The organism is Variovorax sp. OV329, assembly GCF_900114785.1.
Lineage (GTDB): Bacteria > Pseudomonadota > Gammaproteobacteria > Burkholderiales > Burkholderiaceae_C > Variovorax.
The window spans coordinates 131,448-150,258 of the sequence record NZ_FOUG01000014.1 but is presented as its reverse complement, the minus strand read 5'-3'; the positions used below and the strand labels follow the sequence as shown (position 1 = coordinate 150,258).

The following is an 18,811-nucleotide window of genomic DNA, read 5'->3' as shown; positions in this document are numbered from 1 at the left end:
CTTCGAACGAACTCTCGCCGAACGACAGGAGACCCGACATGCTGCATCCCCAGGCCCGCGCCTTCATCGACCTGCTGGCCACGCGCGGCGTTGCGCCGACGCACACGCTGGCGCCCGAGGAAGCGCGTCGTGCCTACCTGGATCGCCGCAGCTTCACGCAGCCCGAGCCGCCATCCGTCGCACGCATCGAGGCGCTGAATGCGCAAGGCCCCGCAGGCGCCATCCCCCTGCGCCTGTATTCGCCGGTGGCACGCGGCGAGCAAAAGGGATTGCTGCCGGTGCTGGTGTACTACCACGGCGGCGGCTGGGTGATCGGCGATCTGGACACCCACGACACCCTGTGCCGCCAACTGGCCAACGAAGCGGGCTGCGCCGTGGTGTCGGTGGGCTACCGGCTGGCGCCGGAACATGTCTTTCCGGCCGCGGTGGACGACTGCGTCGCCGCCACGCGCTGGATCGCGCGCGAGGCCGAAGCTCTCGGCCTGGACGCCGCGCGCATGGCGGTCGGTGGCGACAGCGCCGGCGGCAACCTCGCGGCCGTGGTGGCGCTGCACGAGCGCGATGGTGGGCCCGAGGGCCTGCCGCATCCGCTCCGCTTCCAGCTGCTCATCTACCCGGCCACCGACATGCGCCGCTGCGCCGCCTCGCACAGCAGCAACGGCGACGGCTACGTGCTCACCCGCGACACCATCGGCTACTTCCACGACCACTACATGGGCGCCGGCACCGAGCAGGACATGGACTGGCGCGCCTCGCCGCTGCTGCACAAGAGCCTGGCAGGCCTGCCGCCGGCGCTGGTACTGACGGCCGGCTACGACCCGCTGCGCGACGAAGGCCTGCAACTGGCGCAGCGCATGACCGAATCGGGCAGCCGCACCACGCTGGTCAACTTCGAGCGGATGATCCACGGCTTCATCCTGATGGGCCGCGTGCTGGACGAGGCGAACGTGGCCGTCAGCCTGTGCGCCCTCGAACTTCGCAAGGCGCTCTGAGCGCCGGGCGTCCCCCACTTTTTCGATAGGCCGGACTGCTTCGCGAGGCTGGCCCGCGCGGGCCGGGCCGACATTCCGTGCTGCCACCAGCTTCGGCCACGAAGTGTGCAAACGCTTTTTGCTGCAGTGTGCGTTGCCCGTTGGCAACGAGATTTGCGCAAATATGTAAACGAAATCGACTGTCAACTAGTCCGGTCAGCCTAGGCGCTGCGTAGGGTTTTTCGTTTTTTTGCGTCTCGATATACTGCATCGCGTAAGCTGAATTTCTTACCTTTCAACACCTTCCTCCCATTTTGTTGCGATGCGCCTGAGCCAGTCTTCTTCGACGGTGGTGGCCCATGTCGGCTAGCTTGCAGCCGCATGCGCCGGGTGCGCGACCGGGCTTTGCGTGGGCCGGCGCGTGGGCGTTCTTGCGCATTCCATTGCTGCTGGTGCTGCTGTTCCTGCTGCGCCGGCCGTTGCTGGACCTGGTGGAGGAATATCTCGGCATCGAGCGGGTGACCTATTTCGCCATCGCCCTGCTGAGCACGCCCGTGGCGCGCGTCGGCGTGCTGGCGCTGGCGGTGCTGATGCTGTGGGCGGTGAGCCGCTGGTCGGCGTCCCGTTTTTCGGCCTGGCGGGCCTACGCGCTGACCGTCGCCTTCGGGGCCCTGATTACCGGCGCGCTCTTCGCCCTCACCGGCACCAGCCTGTGGAAGGCGAGCTTGCCGCTGGCCTGCCTCGCGCTCAACCTGCTGCCGGTGTCGCCCGCGCAGCAGGCCCGCAAGGCCTGGTCGAGGCTGATGCTGTTCGGCGTGGGCCTGGCCGAGGTCTTCTTCTTCCGTCGCTACGTGGCCTGGGTGGCCGCCTCGCGGCGCCGCATCGACCCGGCCCATGCGCCACCGGCGTCCGTGGGGGGCCGTTTCGCCGATCTGCCTGGGCTGGTCATCACGGGCCTCGTGATGGCCGTGTTCGTTGGTGGCCCCGGCATCATCTCGGTGGAGCGGGAACTGCGCATGCCCTCGAAGGTGGGCATCCTGATGCGGGAAGACATCAACGGACTGGCGCTCGATCCAGACGGGCGCCATCTGTATGTGACGGGGCACGGGCTGGAGCACCTGCAACGCATCGACACGCAGGCGCCCGGCCAGCCGCCCCTGGTATCCACCGTGTCGACCGGCGGCGCCCAGGGCGTGGCTTTCGACCCCAAGGCGGGCGAGCTCTACGTATTCAACACCCGGACGCGCGCGCTGCAATACTTCGACGCCGCCACGCTGGCGCTGCGCCGGGAGGTGCCCCTGCGCGACCTCTCGCCGGGCGATCCGTGGATCGCGGCAGACCCGGTCAGCGGCACCCTGGTCGTGGCCTCGGAGGCCGACGACCGCAGCGGGTCTCCTTTCATCGTGCTCGATCGCCAGAGCGGCCAGATCCTGGACCGCCGCGACGTGGACGCGGGCAACCTCTACCTCCATCCGCAGGGCGGCAAGCTCTACCTGAGTTTCTTCCGCAATTCCAGCCGGCTGATGCTCTACGACCTGCAGCGCAAGGAGTTCTCCGCCACGGTGCAGACCGACGAACGGGTCGACCGCATGGCCTTCGACCCCACGCACTCCGAATTGCTGCTGGCCTCGCCGCTGCGCTCGCGCGTGCTGCGCTTCGACGCGCAGACGCTGGCCAAGCGTGGCGAGATTCCCAGCGTGTTCGGCGTGCGCGTGATCGCCATCGACCAGGCGCGCGGCTGGATGCTCACCGCCAGCCTGGTGACGGGACAACTGGAAATCCAGGACCTGGCCAGCAACAGGGTGATCAAGCGGATCTACCTGGGCCCGTGGCTGCGGACCATCGAACTCGACACCGCCAGCGGCACGGCCTACGTGTCCGCGAACGGCGCGCTCTACAAGGTTCCCTATGGTGCAGGCGACTAGCGGCCCGGCTTCCCTGGTCATGCCACTGCCCGCCGCGGTGACGGTGCATGCGCAGTCGCACATCCGTGCGCTGGACGGCATCCGCGGCACGGCGATCCTGCTGGTGCTCTTCTACCACCTGGGCAACAGCGTGGGCGGGGAGTTCAACTACAGCAGCAAGCTGCAGGCGGTGGCCGGCCTGGGCTGGATGGGGGTGGACCTGTTCTTCGTGCTGTCGGGCTTCCTGATCACCGGCATCCTGTACGACAGCAAGCGCAATGCGCACTTCTTCAAGAACTTCTACGCACGGCGCGCGCTGCGCATCTTCCCGCTGTACTTCAGCGCGCTGCTCTTCCTGCTGCTGCTGCGCACCGCATGGCCGCACCTGGGGCTGTACGGCAAGTCCAGCGACCTCTGGCTGTGGGTGTACCTGAGCAACTTCGTCATCGCCGTCCAGGGCTTCGGTGCCTTCGGCCTGATGGACCACTTCTGGTCGCTGGCGATCGAGGAGCAGTTCTACCTGGTCTGGCCCTTCGTGGTGTTCAGCCTCAGCCGCGGCACCGCGATGAAGGTGGCCTTCTGCATGTGCCTGGTGGCACCGGCCATGCGCATCGCGCTGGCGCTGGCCAGCGGCGACAACTCGGCCGCGAGCTACGTGCTGAGTCCGATGCGCATGGATTCGCTGGCCATGGGTGCGCTGCTGGCCCTGGCCATCCGCGGGCCCGATCCGGTCGACGTGCGGCGCCTGGTGCGACCCGCGCTGGCGGCCATCGCGGTGGCGGGGCCGTTGCTGGTGCTCATCCTCTGGTACACGCGCGACGTCACGCCGCATTCGCTGCCGATGGAGACGGTGGGCCTGTCGGCGGTTGCACTGCTGGGCGTGTCCACCATCGTGCTGGCACTGGCCACGCCGCTGCGCCACGTCTTCGAGCACGGAGTGCTGCGCTGGTTCGGCAAGTACAGCTACGGGCTCTACGTGTGGCACCCGATCCTGTGGGTGATCATCTTCCATTCCGACTGGGCGCGCTCGTTGCGCGGGGGCAGCGGCGTGGAGCAGATGCTGGCTTCGGTGGCCGTCGCGGTGGCGATGCTGCTGGTGTTCGTGATGGGCAGCTGGCACCTTCTGGAAAGCCAGTTCCTCAAGCTCAAGGTCCGATTCAAGTGAGGCACCGACTCCCGTGCGCCCAGCCATGCCATCCACTTCCAGCGGTTCCATGAACACCCCACGACAGGATGGCCGGGGCCTTGCGGCCCTGTTCATGCGCTTTGCCGGTGCCGGCGCTGTCGGCACGGCGGCGCACTACGCCCTGCTGGTGGCGCTGGTGTCCGGCCTGGGCGCGACCGGGTGGATGGCCTCGGTGGCCGGCTCCGTCGTGGGCGCGCTGGTCAACTATACGATCAACTACTTCTGGGTCTTCGACAGCCGGCCCGGCCATGGCCACGCCTTTCCGCGCTTCATGGCAGTGGCAGGCGTCGGCCTGGCCATCAACGCGGCGGCCATGTACCTGCTCACGGTGACGCTGGGCCTTCACTACCTGGTGGCGCAGTTGCTGGCCACGGCCCTGGTGCTGGTGGTGGGCTTCGTGCTCAACGCCCGCTGGACATTTGGGAGCAAGCGATGAACGGCCACGTGGACATCGAGCACTCGGCCCTGCTGGGCACCGGCCAGGGACGCAGGCCGCCGCTGATCTCGGTGGTGGTGCCGGTCTTCAACGAAGAAGAGGTGGTGGGGCACTTCCACGAGCGCATGAGCCGGCTGCTTGCCGAGATCGACTACCCGGCGGAGATCGTCTTCGTCGACGACGGCAGCACGGACGGCACGCTGCAGGCGCTGCACGCCCTGCGCGAGTCCGACCCGCGCATCGCGGTGCTGGGGCTGAGCCGCAACTTCGGCAAGGAGATCGCCCTGTCGGCCGGCCTGGACCATGCGTCCGGCGACGCGGTGGTGGTGATCGACGTGGACCTGCAGGACCCGCCCGAGATCATCAAGGAATTCATCGCCAAGTGGGAGGCCGGCTACGACGTGGTGTACGGCCAGCGCATCGTGCGCGACGGCGAGACGGCGCTCAAGAAGATGACCGCCTTCCTGTTCTACCGCGTGATGCGCAAGCTCACCCGCGTCAACCTTCCGGAAGACACGGGCGACTTCCGCCTGATGAGCCGGCGCGTGGTGGATGCGCTCAAGAGCTGCCGCGAACAGCACCGCTTCATGAAGGGCCTGTTCGCCTGGGTGGGCTACCGGCAATGTGCGGTGCGCTACCACCGCGAGTCGCGCGTGGCCGGCACCACCAAGTTCAACTACTGGAAGCTGTGGAATTTCGCGCTGGAAGGCATCACTTCCTTCACCACGGGGCCCTTGAAGGTGGCCACCTACGTCGGCTTCATGACGGCTGCCGTGGCCTTCTTCTTCCTGGTGTGGATCGTGGGCAAGACGCTGCTCCACGGTGACCCGGTGCGCGGCTATCCATCGCTGATGGCCGTCGTGCTGTTCCTTGGCGGCATCCAATTGGTGACTATCGGCATCCTGGGCGAGTACGTGGGCCGCATGTTCGACGAGACCAAGGGCCGGCCGCTGTACCTGCTCAAGGACGTGTGGCCGGCCGAGAGCGCCGACGAAGATCTCGCGCCCGATCTCCTCGAGCACCTGGGCCGCAGGCCCGGGGAACGGCAGACCGTCGACGCGAGGGCGACGAGCGCCTTGAACGAGCGCGCACGATGATCGACCCCTTGCTCGCCCACGCGCTGCACCTGGCCGGCCTGCTCGCAGGCCTGCTGCTGCTGATGCGCGGGCGTGCCGCGACAGGCGGGAAGGACGCCGGCATCTCCCCGCTGCTGGGCCTGGGCCTGGCGGGCGCCATGGCCCTGGGCCTGTTCGCCATCTCCGATCCGGGCGGCCTGTTCGAGGACTTCCGCGACGCCTACCTGGGTGCGGGCCTGGCGGTGCGCGAATCGCCTGGCGCCCTGGCACCCATGCTGGAGCGCGGGATCAACGGCTTCGTCAACCTGCCCATCGTGGCCTACCTCTTCTGGCCCTTCGCGCTGCTGCCGCTCCATCCGGCCATGATCGCCTTTGCGCTGACCGGCCTGTTGTTCACCCTGGGCGCCTGGAAGTCGCTGGTGAGCGCCTTCGAACTCGACCGCCGAGCCGCCTGGGTGCTGCTCTTCCTGTTTGCCGCCTCGGGCCCGCTGGCCTACAGCATCAAGGAAGGCAACATCTCGCACTTCCTGCTGTGGCCGCTGGTGGCAGCGATGGTGATGGCGCGGCGCGGCCAGGACTTCCGCTGTGGCCTGCTGCTGGGTGCGATCGCGCTGATCAAGCTGCCTTTCCTGCTCTTTGGCGTGTATTACCTGCTGCGCGGCCGCTGGCGCATCGCGTTCGGTGGCTTCGCGGTGTGCGCCGTTGCTTCGCTGGCCTCGCTGGCCATCTTCGGCTGGGACATGCACCTGCGCTGGTACGAGCATTGCGTGCGGCCTTACGCGAACGACCCGATGCCGGCCTTCAACGTGCAGTCCATCCAGGCTTTCGTGCTGCGGCTGCAGGTGGGGGCGCAGGGGCTCTTCCAGTGGGACGTCGTGCCGCTCTCCGCCTGGGGCGCCAGGCTGTCGGGCGCGCTGGTGGCGCTGCTCTACGGCGCGGTGGTGCTGGTGCTCTGGCGCACACGCCGGGCCGAGGCCACGCCGGCTTCCGGCGCGGCGCTGCATCCTGGCGATGCGCAATTCATGCTGGTCATGCTGCTGGCCTGCGTGACCAGCCCGGTGTCCTGGTCGCACTACTACATCTGGCTGCTGATTCCCGTCGCGGCCTTCCTGCGCACGCTCCATGCCACGGGCCTGGCATCGGCCAGCTGGCTGGCCTGGACCGCTCTGGTGCTGGGCTCGATGGCGGTGATCACCATCCGCTGGACTTCGACCGCCGTTGCGGAGGTCTACGCCGCTACCGCCGCTTCGCTGCTGCTGTTCGCTGCGCTGTCGTGGATGGGCTGGCTGGCGATCAACCTGCGCGAGGTCGGTGCACGCCTGGCTTCATCGGCCGGACGTGATGGACGCGGCAGCGCCGTGCTCGGCGCTGGCTAGGCGTAAGGGCCGGGCGCGCCAGGCCGCGCCGGCCTACTTGCCTGGATTGACCAGGTACTTGGTCCCGGTGGCGCGCTGGTTGTAGACGCCGATCACCTCCAGGTCGAGCATCTCGGCCAGCGAGATCTCCTTGGAGTAGTGGCTGGCGAAGGTGGTGGTGAGCTCGGCCGCCACCCGGTCCTTGAGCGCCTGCACCGTGGCCGGCCCGGCCTTCTGCAGGAAGGGAAAGAGCAGCCAGCCGCCCATGCCCCAGGTCATGCCGAAGTTGCGGTTGAACTCGGTGGGCCGCATGTCCAGGCCGCCGTAGATGTAGACCTGCTTGTGCGTGGTCGAGCCGTAGCGGCTGTATTCCTTCGCGTTGCGGTTGATCGCAGCTTCCATGCAGCCCAGGATCTGCCCCGCCAGCGGCCCGCCGCCGGTGGCGTCGAAGGCGATGGTGGCGCCGGTGGCGGCGAGCGCATCGGTCAGCTCCTGCAGGAAGCCGGGCGAGCTGCTGTCGCACACGTACTGCGCGCCCATGCCCTTGAGCAGTTCCGCCTGCTCGGGCTTGCGCACGATGTTCACCAGCGGCACGCCGTCCTTCTGGCAGATGCGGTTGAGCATCTGCCCCAGGTTGGAGGCCGCCGCCGTGTGCACCAGAGCCTTGTGGCCCTCGCGCCGCATGGTCTCGACCATGCCCAGCGCGGTGAGCGGGTTGACGAAGGACGAGGCGCCCTGCGCCGCGGTGGCGCCCTCGGGCAGCGGCAGGCACTGCGCCAGCGGCACCACGCGCCATTGCGAATACATGGCGCCGCCCAGGGCCGCCACCTTCTTGCCGACCAGGGCCTGGGCGGCCGGCGACGAGCCGGCCTCCACCACCGTGCCCGCGCCCTCGTTGCCCACCGGCATGGACTGGTCCAGCCGCGCCGCCATGGCCCGCAGGGCGGCGCCTTCGGGCACGCGCGCCGTGATCACCGGGCGGCCGTGGCCGTCCACCGAGGCCTGCGCGCCGCGCATGTCGGCGGCGCCGAACAGCAGGCCCAGGTCCGAGGGATTGATCGGCGCGCCCTCGATCCGCACCAGCACCTCGTCGGGGCCGGGCGTGGGCAGGGGCGTGTCGACCAGCGACAACTCCAGCTCGCCGCTCTTCTTGACGAGCGAGCGCAGTTGCAGGTTGGTGCGTTGTTGCGAAGTGCTCATGGATGTTCTCCTGGTGCGGGAAAAAAGGAATCAGAGCCAGGTGCCGCCGCTGGGCATCCGGATCTGGGTGTCGGGCGTGCCGCCCACGAAGAAGCCGCCGATGATGAGGCTCAGGACCGAGATGAACAGGCTGGCGAACACGGCCGTCCAGAAGCCCGACACCTTGAAGCCCTTCACCAGCCAGGCCACCAGCAGCAGCACCAGCGCGTTGATCACCAGCAGGAACAGGCCGAAGGTGATCAGCGTGAGCGGCAGCGTCAGCACGATCAGGAGCGGCTTCACCAGCGCATTGGCCAGGCCCAGCAGCAGCGCCGATCCGATGAGCGCGCCGGTGCTGTCGAAGCGGATGCCCCGGAAGACCAGACTGGCGATCCAGAGGCACAGGCCGGTGATGGCCCAGTGGAGGAAGAAGGCGGTGAGGTTCTGCAGCATGTTCGTTGTTGCCTTGGGTCAATGGCTTTATTTTGCGAAACGCCGGCGCGTCAGCGCCAGCGAGATCCAGAAGGCGGCCACGGTGTAGACGACCAGCACCAGCGCATGCTGCAGCCAGTTGGCCGGCCACTGGTCCATGAAGAGCGGTCGCACCAGCGCCACCGCATTGGCCAGCGGCAGCCAGTTGGCGATGGCGCGCACCACCTCGGGCAGCTGCTCCAGCGGGAAGAACACGCCCGAGAGAAACATCATGGGCGTCATGAACAGCGTGAAGTAGTAGGTGAAGAAGTCGTAGCCCTTGGCCAGCGCGTTGAAGATGAGCGCGATGCACGAGAAGGTGATGCCCACGCCCACCAGCACGAACCAGGCGACGACGAGCTTGGGGCTGTGGCTGATGTCGAGCGCCAGCATCACGAACAGGATCGCGGTGGTGGTGAAGATGGCCTTGAAGCCGGCCCACAGCATCTCGGCCAGCACGATGTCGTCCAGCCCCACCGGCGCGTTCATGATGCCGTCCCAGGTCTTCTGCACATGCATGCGTGAGAAGGCCGAGTACAGCGCCTCGAAGGAAGCCGCGTTCATCGCGCTCATGCAGATCGAGCCGCTGGCCAGGAACAGGATGTAGGGCACCTGCGTGCCGTTGACCGCCACGGTGCCCACCAGCGAACCCATGCCGTAGCCGAAGGCCACCAGCCAGATCAGCGGCTCGGCGATGTTGCCGATCAGGCTGGGAATGGCCAGCTTGCGCCACACCAGCAGGTTGCGCAGGAACACCGGCCACCAGCGCAGGGTGAGCTGTGGCGGGCGCCAGGGGGAGGGCAGGACGGGGCCGTTCAGGACTTGGGTGTCGTTGCTGCTGCTGCTCATGATGGTGTCAGCCGTCCTCTCGGATCTGCCGGCCGGTGAGCTTGAGGAACAGGTCCTCCAGGTTGGCCGGGCGATGGAAGGTGCGCAGGCCGCCGTGCTGGCCCAGTGCATCGAGCAGGCGCCGTGCGTCCTGCGTGTAGAAGAAGACCGTCTCGCCGCTTACCTCCACCCGCGCCGCCAGTTCCTTGAGCGGCGACTGGGCCAGCGAGACCGCGCCGTTGCCATACACCTCCACCACATCGGGCTCCAGGTGCTGGGCGATGAGTTCGCGCGGCCGGCCCTCGGCGATCTTGCGGCCGTGGTCCAGCACGATCAGGCGCGAGCACAGGCGCTCGGCCTCGTCCATGAAGTGGGTGGTGAGCAGGATGGACTTGCCCTGCTGCAGCAGCAGCTGCAGCCGCTCCCACATCAGGTGGCGCGCCTGCGGGTCCAGGCCGGTGGTGGGCTCGTCCAGCATCAGCAGCTTGGGGTCGTTCACCAGCGAGCGTGCCAGCGACAGCCGCCTGCGCATGCCGCCCGAGAGGTCCCCCGGCTTGGCGTCGGCCTTGTGCGAGAGGGCGGCGAATTCCAGCAGCTTCGGAACGCGCGCGGCCATCGTCTTCTTGCCGATGCCGAAGTAGCGCGCATAAACCACCAGGTTCTCCGCGCAGCTGAAGTCCGGGTCCAGCGTGTCGAACTGGCTCACCACGCCCAGTTGCGCCTTGATGATGCGCGCGTCCTGCGGCATCACGTGGCCCAGCGCCTCGATGCGGCCCGCGTCGGGGTTGGTCAGCCCCAGGCACATGCGGATGGTGGTGGTCTTGCCCGCGCCGTTGGGCCCGATCACGCCCAGGCATTCGCCCGGCGCGATGTGGAAGGACAGGTCGTTCACCACGACCTGGTCGCCGTAGTGCTTGCGCAGCGCGGTGGCTTGGAAAAGCGGCTGGGACATTCGGCTCCTGCGGATCGCCAACCGGCGCCGGGCCATCCCGAGCGGTTGCTGCGCCTCGCGCGGTGCGCGGGGTCCGGCCGACTATATGCGAGCCTCCATTTCACGGCGTGCCGGCACGGGAATCAGCCGTGCGCCTGCCGGCTGTCCCTGGGCGCCTCCTCGCGCTCCGTCATGCCGTAGTCGCGCGCCACCTCGGCGATGCGCAGGCGGTAGTCGGCAAACACCTGGCCGCGGCCCGCGGCCTGGGCGCGGCGGTGCGCTTCGATGTTGCGCCAGGCCGCCAATGAGGCTTCGTCGCGCCAGAAGCTCAGGCTGAGCATCTTGCCGGGCTCGCTCAGGCTCTCGAAGCGCTCGATGGAGATGAAGCCATCCATCTGCACGAGCTGTTCCCGCAGCGCGGCGGCCATCTGCAGGTAGGTGTCGCGCTCGCCGGGGGCGGGCCAGACTTCGAAGATCACGGCATGCATCGTGGGTCGTTCCTTGTCGTTGTTCGGGTTCATCAGGCGGAGAACTGCGGCAGCCGGCCGTTGACCGAGCGCCGGTAGTGCCACCGCGCAGGCAGCGATGCTGCATCGGCCAGGCGCCGCCTGCCAAGCGATTCCAGCCCGGCGGCCGCGATGGCCAGCGCCAGCGCCATGCCCGGGCAGGCATGCGGGCCGTGGCCGAAGCCCAGCAGGTGGCGTTCGCTGCGTGAGACATCGAAGCGGTCGGGGTCCGGGTGCAGGGCTTCGTCGCGCTGCGCGGAGGCGAGAAGCACCAGGATGGCATCGCCCGCCGCCAGCGCGGTGCCGGCCACGACGGCGGGTTCGGCGACGAAGCGCCGCGTGTTCTGCACGGACGAGTCATGCCGCGCGACCTCGGCCACGATGTCTTGCGCCATCACCCGGCCCTGCGTGAAGGCATCGTGCAGCCCCGGCTCGCGCCGCAGCGCGACGATGGCATTGCCCAGCAGGCCGGCGGTGCCCTCGCAGGTCTGAGACAGCAGGCCGACCAGGTTGCACAGCAGCACGCGGCGCTGCACCTCGGGCGAGCGCGCCGCCTGCTCTTGAATGCCGGCCAGCAGGCTGCCGGGCTGGGCCGATGCCATCAGCGGCTCGAAGCGCACCAGCAGTTCGTGCGCGGCCTGGCTGGCGCCCTGCAGCTGCTCGGCGCTGGACAGGGGCGACAGGCAGGCGACGAAGTCGCGGGTCCACCGGGCCAGGGCGGGCCATTGCGCCGAATGAAAGCCGAGCAGGGCAGCGACCGCGCTCACCGGCATCGCCAGGCACCAGTCGTCCAGCGAGTCCGCCTTCAGCTCGTCCGCCACTTCGCGCGCCAGCGAATGGACGGCGCGCAGGTCCAGGCCTGCCAGTCCGCGCTGCAGCACCGGACGGTGCATGGCGTGAAGCGGGCCGTCGTTCATGCGGATCAGTTGCGAGAACAGCTCGCCCGCCGGCAGGCCGACGATGGCGCGCGGCACCGGCTCGGCGACGGGGCGCACGCGCAGCTGCGGATGCGCCAGCACCTGCATCACCACCTCGGCGCGGCTGGCGATCCACAGGCCCAGCCGGTCGTCGCGCAGCAGGGGTGGGCCGGCGCGCAACTGGGCGTAGAAAGGGTAGGGGTCCGCGTGGGTGGCGGCGGCGATGGCATCGGATGGGGCTTCGTGCGTCATGGGCTGCAGTCTGCCTTTGCCGCGAAACCACACTTCGTCTAGCATCGAAATATGAATGCACGAAACGCCGGACAACGAACGCAGCCCGAGGAAGACGACGCCGACCTGCGCCTGGCCCGCCTCGCCTCGGCCATCGCCGAGCCCGCGCGCGCCCGCATGCTGTGCTCGTTGCTGGACCGGCATGCCCGCACCGCCACCGAGCTGGCCGTGCTGGCCGAGGTGGCGCCTTCCACCGCCAGCGCGCACCTGGCCAAGCTGCGCGAGCAGGGCCTGGTGGAGACCCTGGCACAGGGCAAGCACCGGTACTTCCGCCTGTCCAGCCGCGAAGTGGCGGCAGCCTTGGAAGCCTTGCAGGTGGTGGCCGGCACGCCGCGCCAGCGCTTCAAGCCCAGCACGCCCAGCCGGCTGCGCCTGGCGCGCACCTGCTACGACCACATGGCCGGTGCCGCCGGCGTGGCGCTGCACGACCACCTGCAGTCCCAGGGCTGGCTGGGCGACAAGGCCGGCGAGGAAGGCGGCTACGAGCTCACGTCCGCCGGCGAACGCGCGCTGCAGGACTGGGGCGTGGACGTGGAGGCCGCGCGCGCCAGGCGCCGCCGCTTCGCCTGCGCCTGCGTCGACTGGAGCGAGCGACGGCCGCACCTGGGCGGCGCGCTGGCAGCGGCCTGGCTCGAACTGGCGGTGCGGCGCGGCTGGGTCCGCCCCGACCTGGATTCGCGGGCGCTCGCCCTCACGCCGAAAGGGCGGCGCGAGATGCCCTTCCTCGTGGCCGCGGAAGCGGTGGCATGAGCGCCGCGCCGGGCCGCCGCAAGCCAACTCGCAGCGCGGTGCGAAGCACGAAGGAACTCCGATGAGCCTGCGCTGGCTGGACTTCGACTACAGCGAGGGCGACGACGGCACCGGCGTGTTCGACGCCATGGCCTCGGTCACCGAGGCCGATGCGGCGCAGGTGCAGGCCGAGGTCGACGGCGTATTGGCCTGGGCCGAGGCGCAGTTCGCCGGCCGGCGCGGCCCGATGGAAGAGGGCGGCGACTGGGATGCGGAGCTGCAGTTGAGCGACGAGCCCGGCAGCCCACCCCGCCGCTGCTTCAGCCTGACGCTGGCCGGCTCGGCCAGCTTCTGCGAGGCCTTTCGCCAGCATTTTGGCATCGGGGCCGGCTGAGACCTATTGGAAGGCCACTTCCGCAAAGCTGCGCAGCTTGCGGCTGTGCAGCCGGCTGCTGCCTTCGCGCCGCAGGATGTCGATGGCCGCCATGCCGATGCGCAGGTGCTGCTCCACCCGCTCGCGGTAGAAGTGGTTGGCCATGCCGGGCAGCTTGATCTCGCCGTGCAGCGGTTTGTCGCTCACGCACAGCAGGGTGCCGTAGGGCACGCGGAAGCGGAAGCCGTTGGCCGCGATGGTGGCGCTCTCCATGTCCAGCGCCACCGCGCGGCTCTGGCTGAAGCGGCGCTGCGGCTGGTTGCCCGGCAGCAGCTCCCAGTTGCGGTTGTCGGTGCTGGCCACCGTGCCGGTGCGCATGATCTTCTTCAGGTCGGGGCCGCTCACCTGCGTGATCTGCTCCACCGCCTGCTCCAGCGCCAGCTGGATCTCCGACAGCGCCGGAATGGGCACCCACAGCGGCAGCTCTTCGTCCAGCACGTGGTCCTCGCGCACGTAGGCGTGGGCGAGCACGTAGTCGCCCAGTTGCTGGCTGGGCCGCAGGCCGGCACAGTGGCCCAGCATCATCCAGGCATGCGGGCGCAGCACCGCGATGTGGTCGGTGATGGTCTTGGCGTTGGCCGGGCCCACGCCGATGTTCACCATGCTGATGCCGCTGTGGTCTTCGCGCACCAGGTGGTAGCCGGGCATCTGCGGCAGCCGCGGGGGCGGCGTCCCCTGGGTGCCGTCCAGCAGCGCGGCGAAATCGGGCGCGCAGGCGCCCGGCGCCATGCCGCGCCGGCGCGTGACCACGTTGCCCGGCTCGATGAAGGCGATGTACTCGCTCTTCTCGTCGGTCATGGCCTCGCGGCCCAGGCGCACGAACTCGTCGATGTAGAACTGGTAGTTGGTGAACAGCACGAAGTTCTGGAACCAGTCGGGCGCGGTGCCGGTGTAGTGGCGCAGGCGGTGCAGCGAATAGTCCACCCGCGCGGCCGTGAACAGCGACAGCGGCTGTGCCTCGCCCGGCCGGGCCTCGTAGGTGCCGTTGGCGATGCCGTCGTCCATCGCGCCCAGGTCGGGCAGGTCGAACACGTCGCGCATCAGGGCGCGCCGCTCGGGGCTCATCGAGCCCTCGATGTGGTCGTTCTCGGCGAAGGAGAAGTGGATGGGGATGGGCTGCGTGCTGGTGCCCACCTCCAGTTCCATGCCGTGGTTCTCCAGCAGCAGGCGGAACTGCTCCTTGTAGTAGCGGCGGAACAGGTCCGGGCGGGTCAGCGTGGTCTCGAAGCGGCCCGGGCCGGCGACGAAGCCGTAGGACAGGCCGTTGACCGCCACGCCGCGCGCGCTGGTGTGCGTGTGCACCCGCACGAAGGGGTAGCAGGCCCGCACGCGGCCGGGCATGCTCTGGCCGGCTACGAAGCCCAGCATCGCCTCGCGCAGGTGCTTCAGGCCGCTTCGGTAGATGAGCTCCACCTGGTCGAAGGCGGCCGCGGCGTCGGTGAAGCGCTGGGGCGCGATGAATTCGGGCATGTGTGACATATCGATTCCATTGTGCAACGCCCGCGTGTCGTCGCGGCGGCAGACTGCCGCGACGGATGGGGCGTTCAGCCCACGCTGGGCTCGCGCATGGTCACGAATTCCTCGGCCGAGGTGGGGTGGATGCCCACGGTGCGGTCGAAGTGCGCCTTGGTGGCGCCCGCCTGCATGGCCACGGCGAAGCCCTGCACGATCTCGCCGGCGTCGGCGCCCACCATGTGCAGGCCCACCACGCGGTCGGTGGCGTCGTCGACCAGCAGCTTCATGAACGTGCGCTCGCTGCGACCCGAGAGGGTGTGGCGCAGGGTCTTGAACTCGGTGCAGTACACGGTGACCTTGTCCTCGCCGAAACGCTTGCGCGCCTGCGCCTCGGTGTAGCCGCAGGTGGCGATGTTCGGGTGCGTGAACACCGCCGTGGGCACGAAGTCATAGTCGGGCGGCTGGCGCGGGTTGCCGCGCCGCTTCGGGTCGGGAAAAAGTTCGTCCACCACCACCATGGCCTCGGCCAGTGCCACGGGCGTGAGCTGGATGCGGGTGGACACATCGCCCAGCGCGTGCACGGTGGGCACGGAGCTGCGGTAGCGCTCGTCGACGCGGATGCCGCCACGTTCGTCCAGCTCGATGCCGGCCTCGGCCAGGCCCAGGTCCTCGGTGTTGGGCACGCGGCCGGTGGCGAATAGAACCGCGTCGGCGCGCAGTTCCTGGCCGCGGTCCAGCATGACGACCAGCTCGCCGTCCTTCCGGTGGATGGAACTCACCTGCACGTTGCAGCGGATGTCGATGCCTGTCTTGCCCATCTCGTCGGCGATGAAATGGCGCAGGTCCTCGTCGAAGCCCGTGAGCACATGCGCGCGGCGCAGCAGTTGCGTCACCTGCGAGCCCAGGCCCTTGAAGATGGAGGCGAACTCGCAGGCGATGTAGCCGCCGCCCACCACCACCAGGCGCTTGGGGAAAGGCTCCAGGTCGAACATCGCGTCGGACACCGTGGCGAGCTCGCGCCCCGGGAACTCTGGCGTGTAGGGCCGCCCGCCGGTGGCGACGATCACCTGCTGTGCCGTGTACCGCTCGCCATTGACCTCCAGGGTGTGTGCGTCGCCCGCGAAGCGTGCGCGGCCCTGCAGCACGCGTACGCCCGGGCCGTCGAGCAGGTTGAGATAGACCGCGTTGAGCCGGGCGATTTCCTTGGCGCGCTGCGTCTTCAGGTGCTGCCAGTCGAACTGCGGCGCGGCCGGCAGTTTCCAGCCGTAGCCCTGGGCTTCCTCGAAGGCCTCGGCATAGCCGGCCGCGTAGCTGTAGAGCTTCTTGGGAATGCAGCCCACGTTGACACAGGTGCCGCCCAGCGCGCCGGATTCGGCCAGCGCCACGCGAGCGCCGCGGGCCGCCGCCATGCGCGCGGCGCGCACGCCGCCGCTGCCGCCTCCGATGACGAACAGGTCGAAGTCGTGCGGGTGCTTGGATGATGAAGTGGTATCGGCCATCAGGAACTCCTCCGGCGGCACTTTAGCCGCTGGGGGATGTCCGTTGGGGCCGATGGAAATAGCGCCGGCCGGCGCCGGTCAGCGCTGCTGCGGGTCGTTGTTGTTGTTGCCGTTGGGCCCGCCGCGGTTGTTTCGGTTGCCGCCTTGCTGGCGCTCGCGCTGTGCCTGCTGCTGGGCTTGTTGCTGAGCTTGCTGTTGTTGCTGCTGCGCCTGTTGTTGCGCGTGCTGCGCACGCATCTGCGTCTCCTGCTGTTGGCGGTGCATCTGCTGTTGCTGTTGCTGAGCCTGCTGTTGCTGGGCTTGCTGCTGGGCGCGCATCTGCATCTCGTGTTGCTGATGCTGCATCTGCTGCTGACGCTGGGCCTCCTGCTGTTGCTGCTGGGCACGCATCTGCATCTCCTGCTGCTGGCGCTGCATCTGTTGCTGCTGCTGGGCCTGCTGCTGCGCCTGCTGGGCGCGCACCTGCATTTCCTGCTGCTGACGCTGCATCTGCTGCTGTTGTTGTTGTTGTTGTTGTTGTTGTGCGTCCTGCTGGGTCCGCTGCTGGGCGCGCATCTGCGCTTCCTGTTGCTGTCGCTGCATCTGCTGCTGCTGCAACTGCTGTTGTTGGAGTTGCTGCTGCTGGAGCTGTTGCTGGCGCTGCTGCTCCTCGACTTGCTGTTGCCGCTGCAGCCGTTGCGCGTCCCCTTGCTGGCGTTGTTGCTCCATCTGCTGGCGCATGGCGGCCTGCTGCTGTTGTAGTTGCTGCTGCTGGCCCTGCTGGATCGCCTGCTGCTGGGCTTGCTGCTGCTGCAGCGAGCGCACCTGGGCATCGCGCTGGTCGCGGTCCATCTGCTGGCGACGCATCGACTGTTGCTGTTGTTGCTGCTGCTGGTGCTGCAGGGCGTTCTCCTGCTGCTGGCGGGCCTGGTCCTGCTGTGCCTGCTGGATGCGGCGCTGATTGTCCTGCTGCTGTGCCAACTGCTGCTGGTCGCGATCGGCACGGTCGGCCTGCTGGCGTTGCTGCTGCATCGCATCGCGCTGCCGGTTCATCTGATCCTGCTGGCCGCGGCGCTGAGCATCATCCACCTGCTGTTGCTGGCCGAACGGCTGGCCACGTCGCTGACCCTCGGCCTGCTGTTGCTGTTGCTGTTGCTGCTGTTGTTGTTGTTGTTGTTGTTGTTGTTGTTGCCGCTGGCGCCAGTCGTCGCGGTCTCCCTGCGGACGGCCCGGCTGCGGTGGCGTGATCGCGGCGACCGCGGGTGGCGGCACGGCCTGGGTGCGTCGCCCGGGGAAGCCGGCGTCGGGGCGGCGGTCCTGGCCGCCGGGGCCGCGGCCCTGCGCCCCGGCCCAGGGCAGGGGCGGCTGCTGCGACACCGGCGCGCTGGCCAGTGCCGTCGCGGGTGGCCGCACGAAGTCGCGGCGACCGATGGGGCCGCCCTGGCCGAAGCGGTCCACCGCCACGGCCGTCACCGCATGGGGCAGTTCGCGGTTGGCATAGGCGGGCGCCGGGCGGGAAACCATGCCCGGCGGGCCGGCAGGCATCATGCGGTTTGCCCGGTCCACATAGCGCTCACTCGCTCGATAGGGCGGGCGCCAGCGCTCGCCGGGTGCCAGCGGGAACCAGCCGACCGCCGGCCGGCCGCCGTGCACCGCCAGTTGAGCGCCCGAGCCGCCGACGAAGGCGACCAGCGCGGGCGAGTAGACAGGCCGCGCGGTGCGCGGGCCCGGCACCCAGCACCAGCGCGGGCCGACCCGGGTCCAGCGGCCATAGTGGGAGGGCGCGAAGCCCCAGGGGGCGCTGTCGATCCAGGTGTAGCCGTAGGGTGCGACCACCGCCCAGTAGCCGTCGCTGTAGGGCGCCCAGTCGCTGGCCACGTTGTTCGGGTACCAGACCGCGCCGTAGGTGGGGTCGTTCTGCCACTGGCCGTGCTGGTCCAGCTGCTGGTAGCCGGGGATTTCGCGCGACAGGTAGCGGGCCGACTCCGACTGCTCTTCCAGCTGGCCGCGCTGGGCCAGCCAATGGTCGAACTCGGCCGGCAGGGGCTGCGGTGCGCCGCCGGCGGCCAGCTCGCGGCCGGTGTAGGTGGCCTGCTGACGGCTGCCCAGTTCCTGCTGCCGGCCGTTCTCGCCATACACCAGGACGCTGCCCTGGGCCACCATCACCTGCGTGCTGTCGGCTTGCGGATCAGCCAGCACCCGGTAGTCGCCCGGGCCTCGCATCACCACCGCAAGGTTGCCGGTACCCAGTTCCACGCGCTGCTGCTCGCCGCCGTCGCCACGCAGGCGCAGCTGGGCGCGGCCCTGCTGCAGGGTCAGCCGCAGGTGCTGGTCGTCCAGCTCGGTGAGCTCCAGCTGGGTTTCCTCGTCCATGCGGATCGCGGTGTCGCCCACGTACAGCTCGGCGCGGCCGTTTCGGTCGGTCCAGATGCGGTCGCCCTGGGTGAAGGGGCGGTTGGGCACCGACTCGTACCAGCTGTCGTCGCCAGATGGCGACACGCTCACCGTGCCCTGCTTGTAGTTGAGGTAGGCCACGCGGCCAGGCGGGTCGCTGTCCTGCGCGAAGGCGGCCAGTGCGAGGCAGGCCAGCAGCGCCGCGCCCAGCCAGCGCGCGGCGGTGCGGACAGGGAAAGAATGAAGGGCTAGATGGGTCATGCTGCAAGCA

17 protein-coding genes are annotated in these 18,811 nt (G+C 69.0%); 8 read left to right on the top strand and 9 right to left on the bottom strand.

The genetic code is table 11. From position 1 onward, the window contains the following. Nucleotides 1–38: 38 nt before the first annotated feature. The 6 genes from BM345_RS21555 (at nt 39) to BM345_RS21530 (ending at nt 6,949) form a co-directional block, all read left to right on the top strand. Nucleotides 39–992, top strand: coding sequence for an alpha/beta hydrolase (locus tag BM345_RS21555; RefSeq protein ID WP_093383440.1), 954 nt, complete (start codon nt 39–41; stop codon nt 990–992). Between the two features lie 338 nt (nt 993–1,330). Then, nucleotides 1,331–2,896 carry a YncE family protein gene (locus BM345_RS21550; protein WP_139237580.1) on the top strand — a complete coding sequence of 522 codons (1,566 nt, stop codon included), beginning with the start codon at nt 1,331–1,333 and terminating at the stop codon, nt 2,894–2,896. 19 nt (nt 2,897–2,915) lie between these two features. Next, nucleotides 2,916–4,040, top strand: a complete 1,125-nt coding sequence (locus tag BM345_RS21545; RefSeq protein WP_175545106.1) for an acyltransferase family protein — start codon at nt 2,916–2,918, stop codon at nt 4,038–4,040. A gap of 49 nt (nt 4,041–4,089) precedes the next feature. Continuing rightward, nucleotides 4,090–4,497 (top strand): GtrA family protein, encoded by a 408-nt coding sequence (locus BM345_RS21540; protein ID WP_093383432.1) that lies wholly within the window; start codon nt 4,090–4,092, stop codon nt 4,495–4,497. Next, a complete protein-coding gene (locus tag BM345_RS21535; RefSeq protein ID WP_093383430.1) occupies nt 4,494–5,594 on the top strand; it encodes a glycosyltransferase family 2 protein in 1,101 nt (366 codons plus the stop codon). The genes BM345_RS21540 and BM345_RS21535 overlap by 4 nt, the downstream gene beginning before the upstream one ends. Further along, on the top strand, nt 5,591–6,949 hold the full coding sequence (locus BM345_RS21530) for a glycosyltransferase family 87 protein (protein ID WP_093383428.1): 1,359 nt from the start codon (nt 5,591–5,593) through the stop codon (nt 6,947–6,949). The genes BM345_RS21535 and BM345_RS21530 overlap by 4 nt, the downstream gene beginning before the upstream one ends. Before the next feature lie 33 nt (nt 6,950–6,982). Here BM345_RS21530 and BM345_RS21525 read toward each other — a convergent pair whose 3' ends face one another. The 6 genes from BM345_RS21525 to BM345_RS21500 all read right to left on the bottom strand — a co-directional run bounded on the left by BM345_RS21525 (nt 6,983) and on the right by BM345_RS21500 (nt 12,012). Further along, nucleotides 6,983–8,128, bottom strand: a complete 1,146-nt coding sequence (locus tag BM345_RS21525; protein WP_093383426.1) for a zinc-binding dehydrogenase — start codon at nt 8,126–8,128, stop codon at nt 6,983–6,985. Nucleotides 8,129–8,158: 30 nt separating this feature from the next. Further along, nucleotides 8,159–8,560, bottom strand: coding sequence for a phage holin family protein (locus BM345_RS21520; RefSeq protein WP_093383423.1), 402 nt, complete (start codon nt 8,558–8,560; stop codon nt 8,159–8,161). A 27-nt stretch (nt 8,561–8,587) separates the two neighbouring features. Then, nucleotides 8,588–9,427, bottom strand: coding sequence for an ABC transporter permease (locus tag BM345_RS21515; RefSeq protein WP_093383421.1), 840 nt, complete (start codon nt 9,425–9,427; stop codon nt 8,588–8,590). 7 nt (nt 9,428–9,434) lie between these two features. Then, nucleotides 9,435–10,358 carry an ATP-binding cassette domain-containing protein gene (locus BM345_RS21510; protein ID WP_093383418.1) on the bottom strand — a complete coding sequence of 308 codons (924 nt, stop codon included), beginning with the start codon at nt 10,356–10,358 and terminating at the stop codon, nt 9,435–9,437. Nucleotides 10,359–10,480: 122 nt separating this feature from the next. Next, on the bottom strand, nt 10,481–10,825 hold the full coding sequence (locus BM345_RS21505) for an antibiotic biosynthesis monooxygenase family protein (protein WP_093383416.1): 345 nt from the start codon (nt 10,823–10,825) through the stop codon (nt 10,481–10,483). Between the two features lie 32 nt (nt 10,826–10,857). After that, a complete protein-coding gene (locus tag BM345_RS21500) occupies nt 10,858–12,012 on the bottom strand; it encodes a cytochrome P450 (RefSeq protein WP_093383413.1) in 1,155 nt (384 codons plus the stop codon). 51 nt (nt 12,013–12,063) lie between these two features. On the opposite strand from BM345_RS21500, the gene BM345_RS21495 reads away from it, so the two are divergent. Together BM345_RS21495 and BM345_RS21490 are read left to right on the top strand one after the other, a co-directional pair. After that, nucleotides 12,064–12,801 (top strand): ArsR/SmtB family transcription factor, encoded by a 738-nt coding sequence (locus BM345_RS21495; protein ID WP_093383411.1) that lies wholly within the window; start codon nt 12,064–12,066, stop codon nt 12,799–12,801. Between the two features lie 61 nt (nt 12,802–12,862). After that, nucleotides 12,863–13,174 (top strand): hypothetical protein, encoded by a 312-nt coding sequence (locus BM345_RS21490; protein ID WP_093383408.1) that lies wholly within the window; start codon nt 12,863–12,865, stop codon nt 13,172–13,174. Between the two features lie 3 nt (nt 13,175–13,177). Here BM345_RS21490 and BM345_RS21485 read toward each other — a convergent pair whose 3' ends face one another. From BM345_RS21485 to BM345_RS30235, 3 genes are all read right to left on the bottom strand, one after another. Continuing rightward, nucleotides 13,178–14,692 carry an AMP nucleosidase gene (locus tag BM345_RS21485; protein ID WP_093383406.1) on the bottom strand — a complete coding sequence of 505 codons (1,515 nt, stop codon included), beginning with the start codon at nt 14,690–14,692 and terminating at the stop codon, nt 13,178–13,180. A 65-nt stretch (nt 14,693–14,757) separates the two neighbouring features. Next, complete coding sequence (gene gorA / locus BM345_RS21480) at nt 14,758–16,167, bottom strand: glutathione-disulfide reductase (RefSeq protein WP_093383403.1); 1,410 nt, start codon at nt 16,165–16,167, stop codon at nt 14,758–14,760. A gap of 78 nt (nt 16,168–16,245) precedes the next feature. Then, a complete protein-coding gene (locus tag BM345_RS30235; protein WP_175545105.1) occupies nt 16,246–18,801 on the bottom strand; it encodes a DUF6600 domain-containing protein in 2,556 nt (851 codons plus the stop codon). Between the last annotated feature and the right edge of the window lie 10 nt (nt 18,802–18,811).

Coding starts and splice junctions, on each gene's coding strand:
- BM345_RS21495 (WP_093383411.1), top strand. CDS start 12,064: ATGAATGCACGAAACGCCGGACAACGAACGCAGCCCGAGGAAGACGAC.
- BM345_RS21485 (WP_093383406.1), bottom strand. CDS start 14,692: ATGTCACACATGCCCGAATTCATCGCGCCCCAGCGCTTCACCGACGCC.
- BM345_RS30235 (WP_175545105.1), bottom strand. CDS start 18,801: ATGACCCATCTAGCCCTTCATTCTTTCCCTGTCCGCACCGCCGCGCGC.
- BM345_RS21510 (WP_093383418.1), bottom strand. CDS start 10,358: ATGTCCCAGCCGCTTTTCCAAGCCACCGCGCTGCGCAAGCACTACGGC.
- BM345_RS21535 (WP_093383430.1), top strand. CDS start 4,494: ATGAACGGCCACGTGGACATCGAGCACTCGGCCCTGCTGGGCACCGGC.
- BM345_RS21505 (WP_093383416.1), bottom strand. CDS start 10,825: ATGCATGCCGTGATCTTCGAAGTCTGGCCCGCCCCCGGCGAGCGCGAC.
- BM345_RS21540 (WP_093383432.1), top strand. CDS start 4,090: ATGAACACCCCACGACAGGATGGCCGGGGCCTTGCGGCCCTGTTCATG.
- BM345_RS21545 (WP_175545106.1), top strand. CDS start 2,916: ATGCCACTGCCCGCCGCGGTGACGGTGCATGCGCAGTCGCACATCCGT.
- BM345_RS21550 (WP_139237580.1), top strand. CDS start 1,331: ATGTCGGCTAGCTTGCAGCCGCATGCGCCGGGTGCGCGACCGGGCTTT.
- BM345_RS21500 (WP_093383413.1), bottom strand. CDS start 12,012: ATGACGCACGAAGCCCCATCCGATGCCATCGCCGCCGCCACCCACGCG.
- BM345_RS21520 (WP_093383423.1), bottom strand. CDS start 8,560: ATGCTGCAGAACCTCACCGCCTTCTTCCTCCACTGGGCCATCACCGGC.
- BM345_RS21490 (WP_093383408.1), top strand. CDS start 12,863: ATGAGCCTGCGCTGGCTGGACTTCGACTACAGCGAGGGCGACGACGGC.
- gorA (WP_093383403.1), bottom strand. CDS start 16,167: ATGGCCGATACCACTTCATCATCCAAGCACCCGCACGACTTCGACCTG.
- BM345_RS21515 (WP_093383421.1), bottom strand. CDS start 9,427: ATGAGCAGCAGCAGCAACGACACCCAAGTCCTGAACGGCCCCGTCCTG.
- BM345_RS21555 (WP_093383440.1), top strand. CDS start 39: ATGCTGCATCCCCAGGCCCGCGCCTTCATCGACCTGCTGGCCACGCGC.
- BM345_RS21530 (WP_093383428.1), top strand. CDS start 5,591: ATGATCGACCCCTTGCTCGCCCACGCGCTGCACCTGGCCGGCCTGCTC.
- BM345_RS21525 (WP_093383426.1), bottom strand. CDS start 8,128: ATGAGCACTTCGCAACAACGCACCAACCTGCAACTGCGCTCGCTCGTC.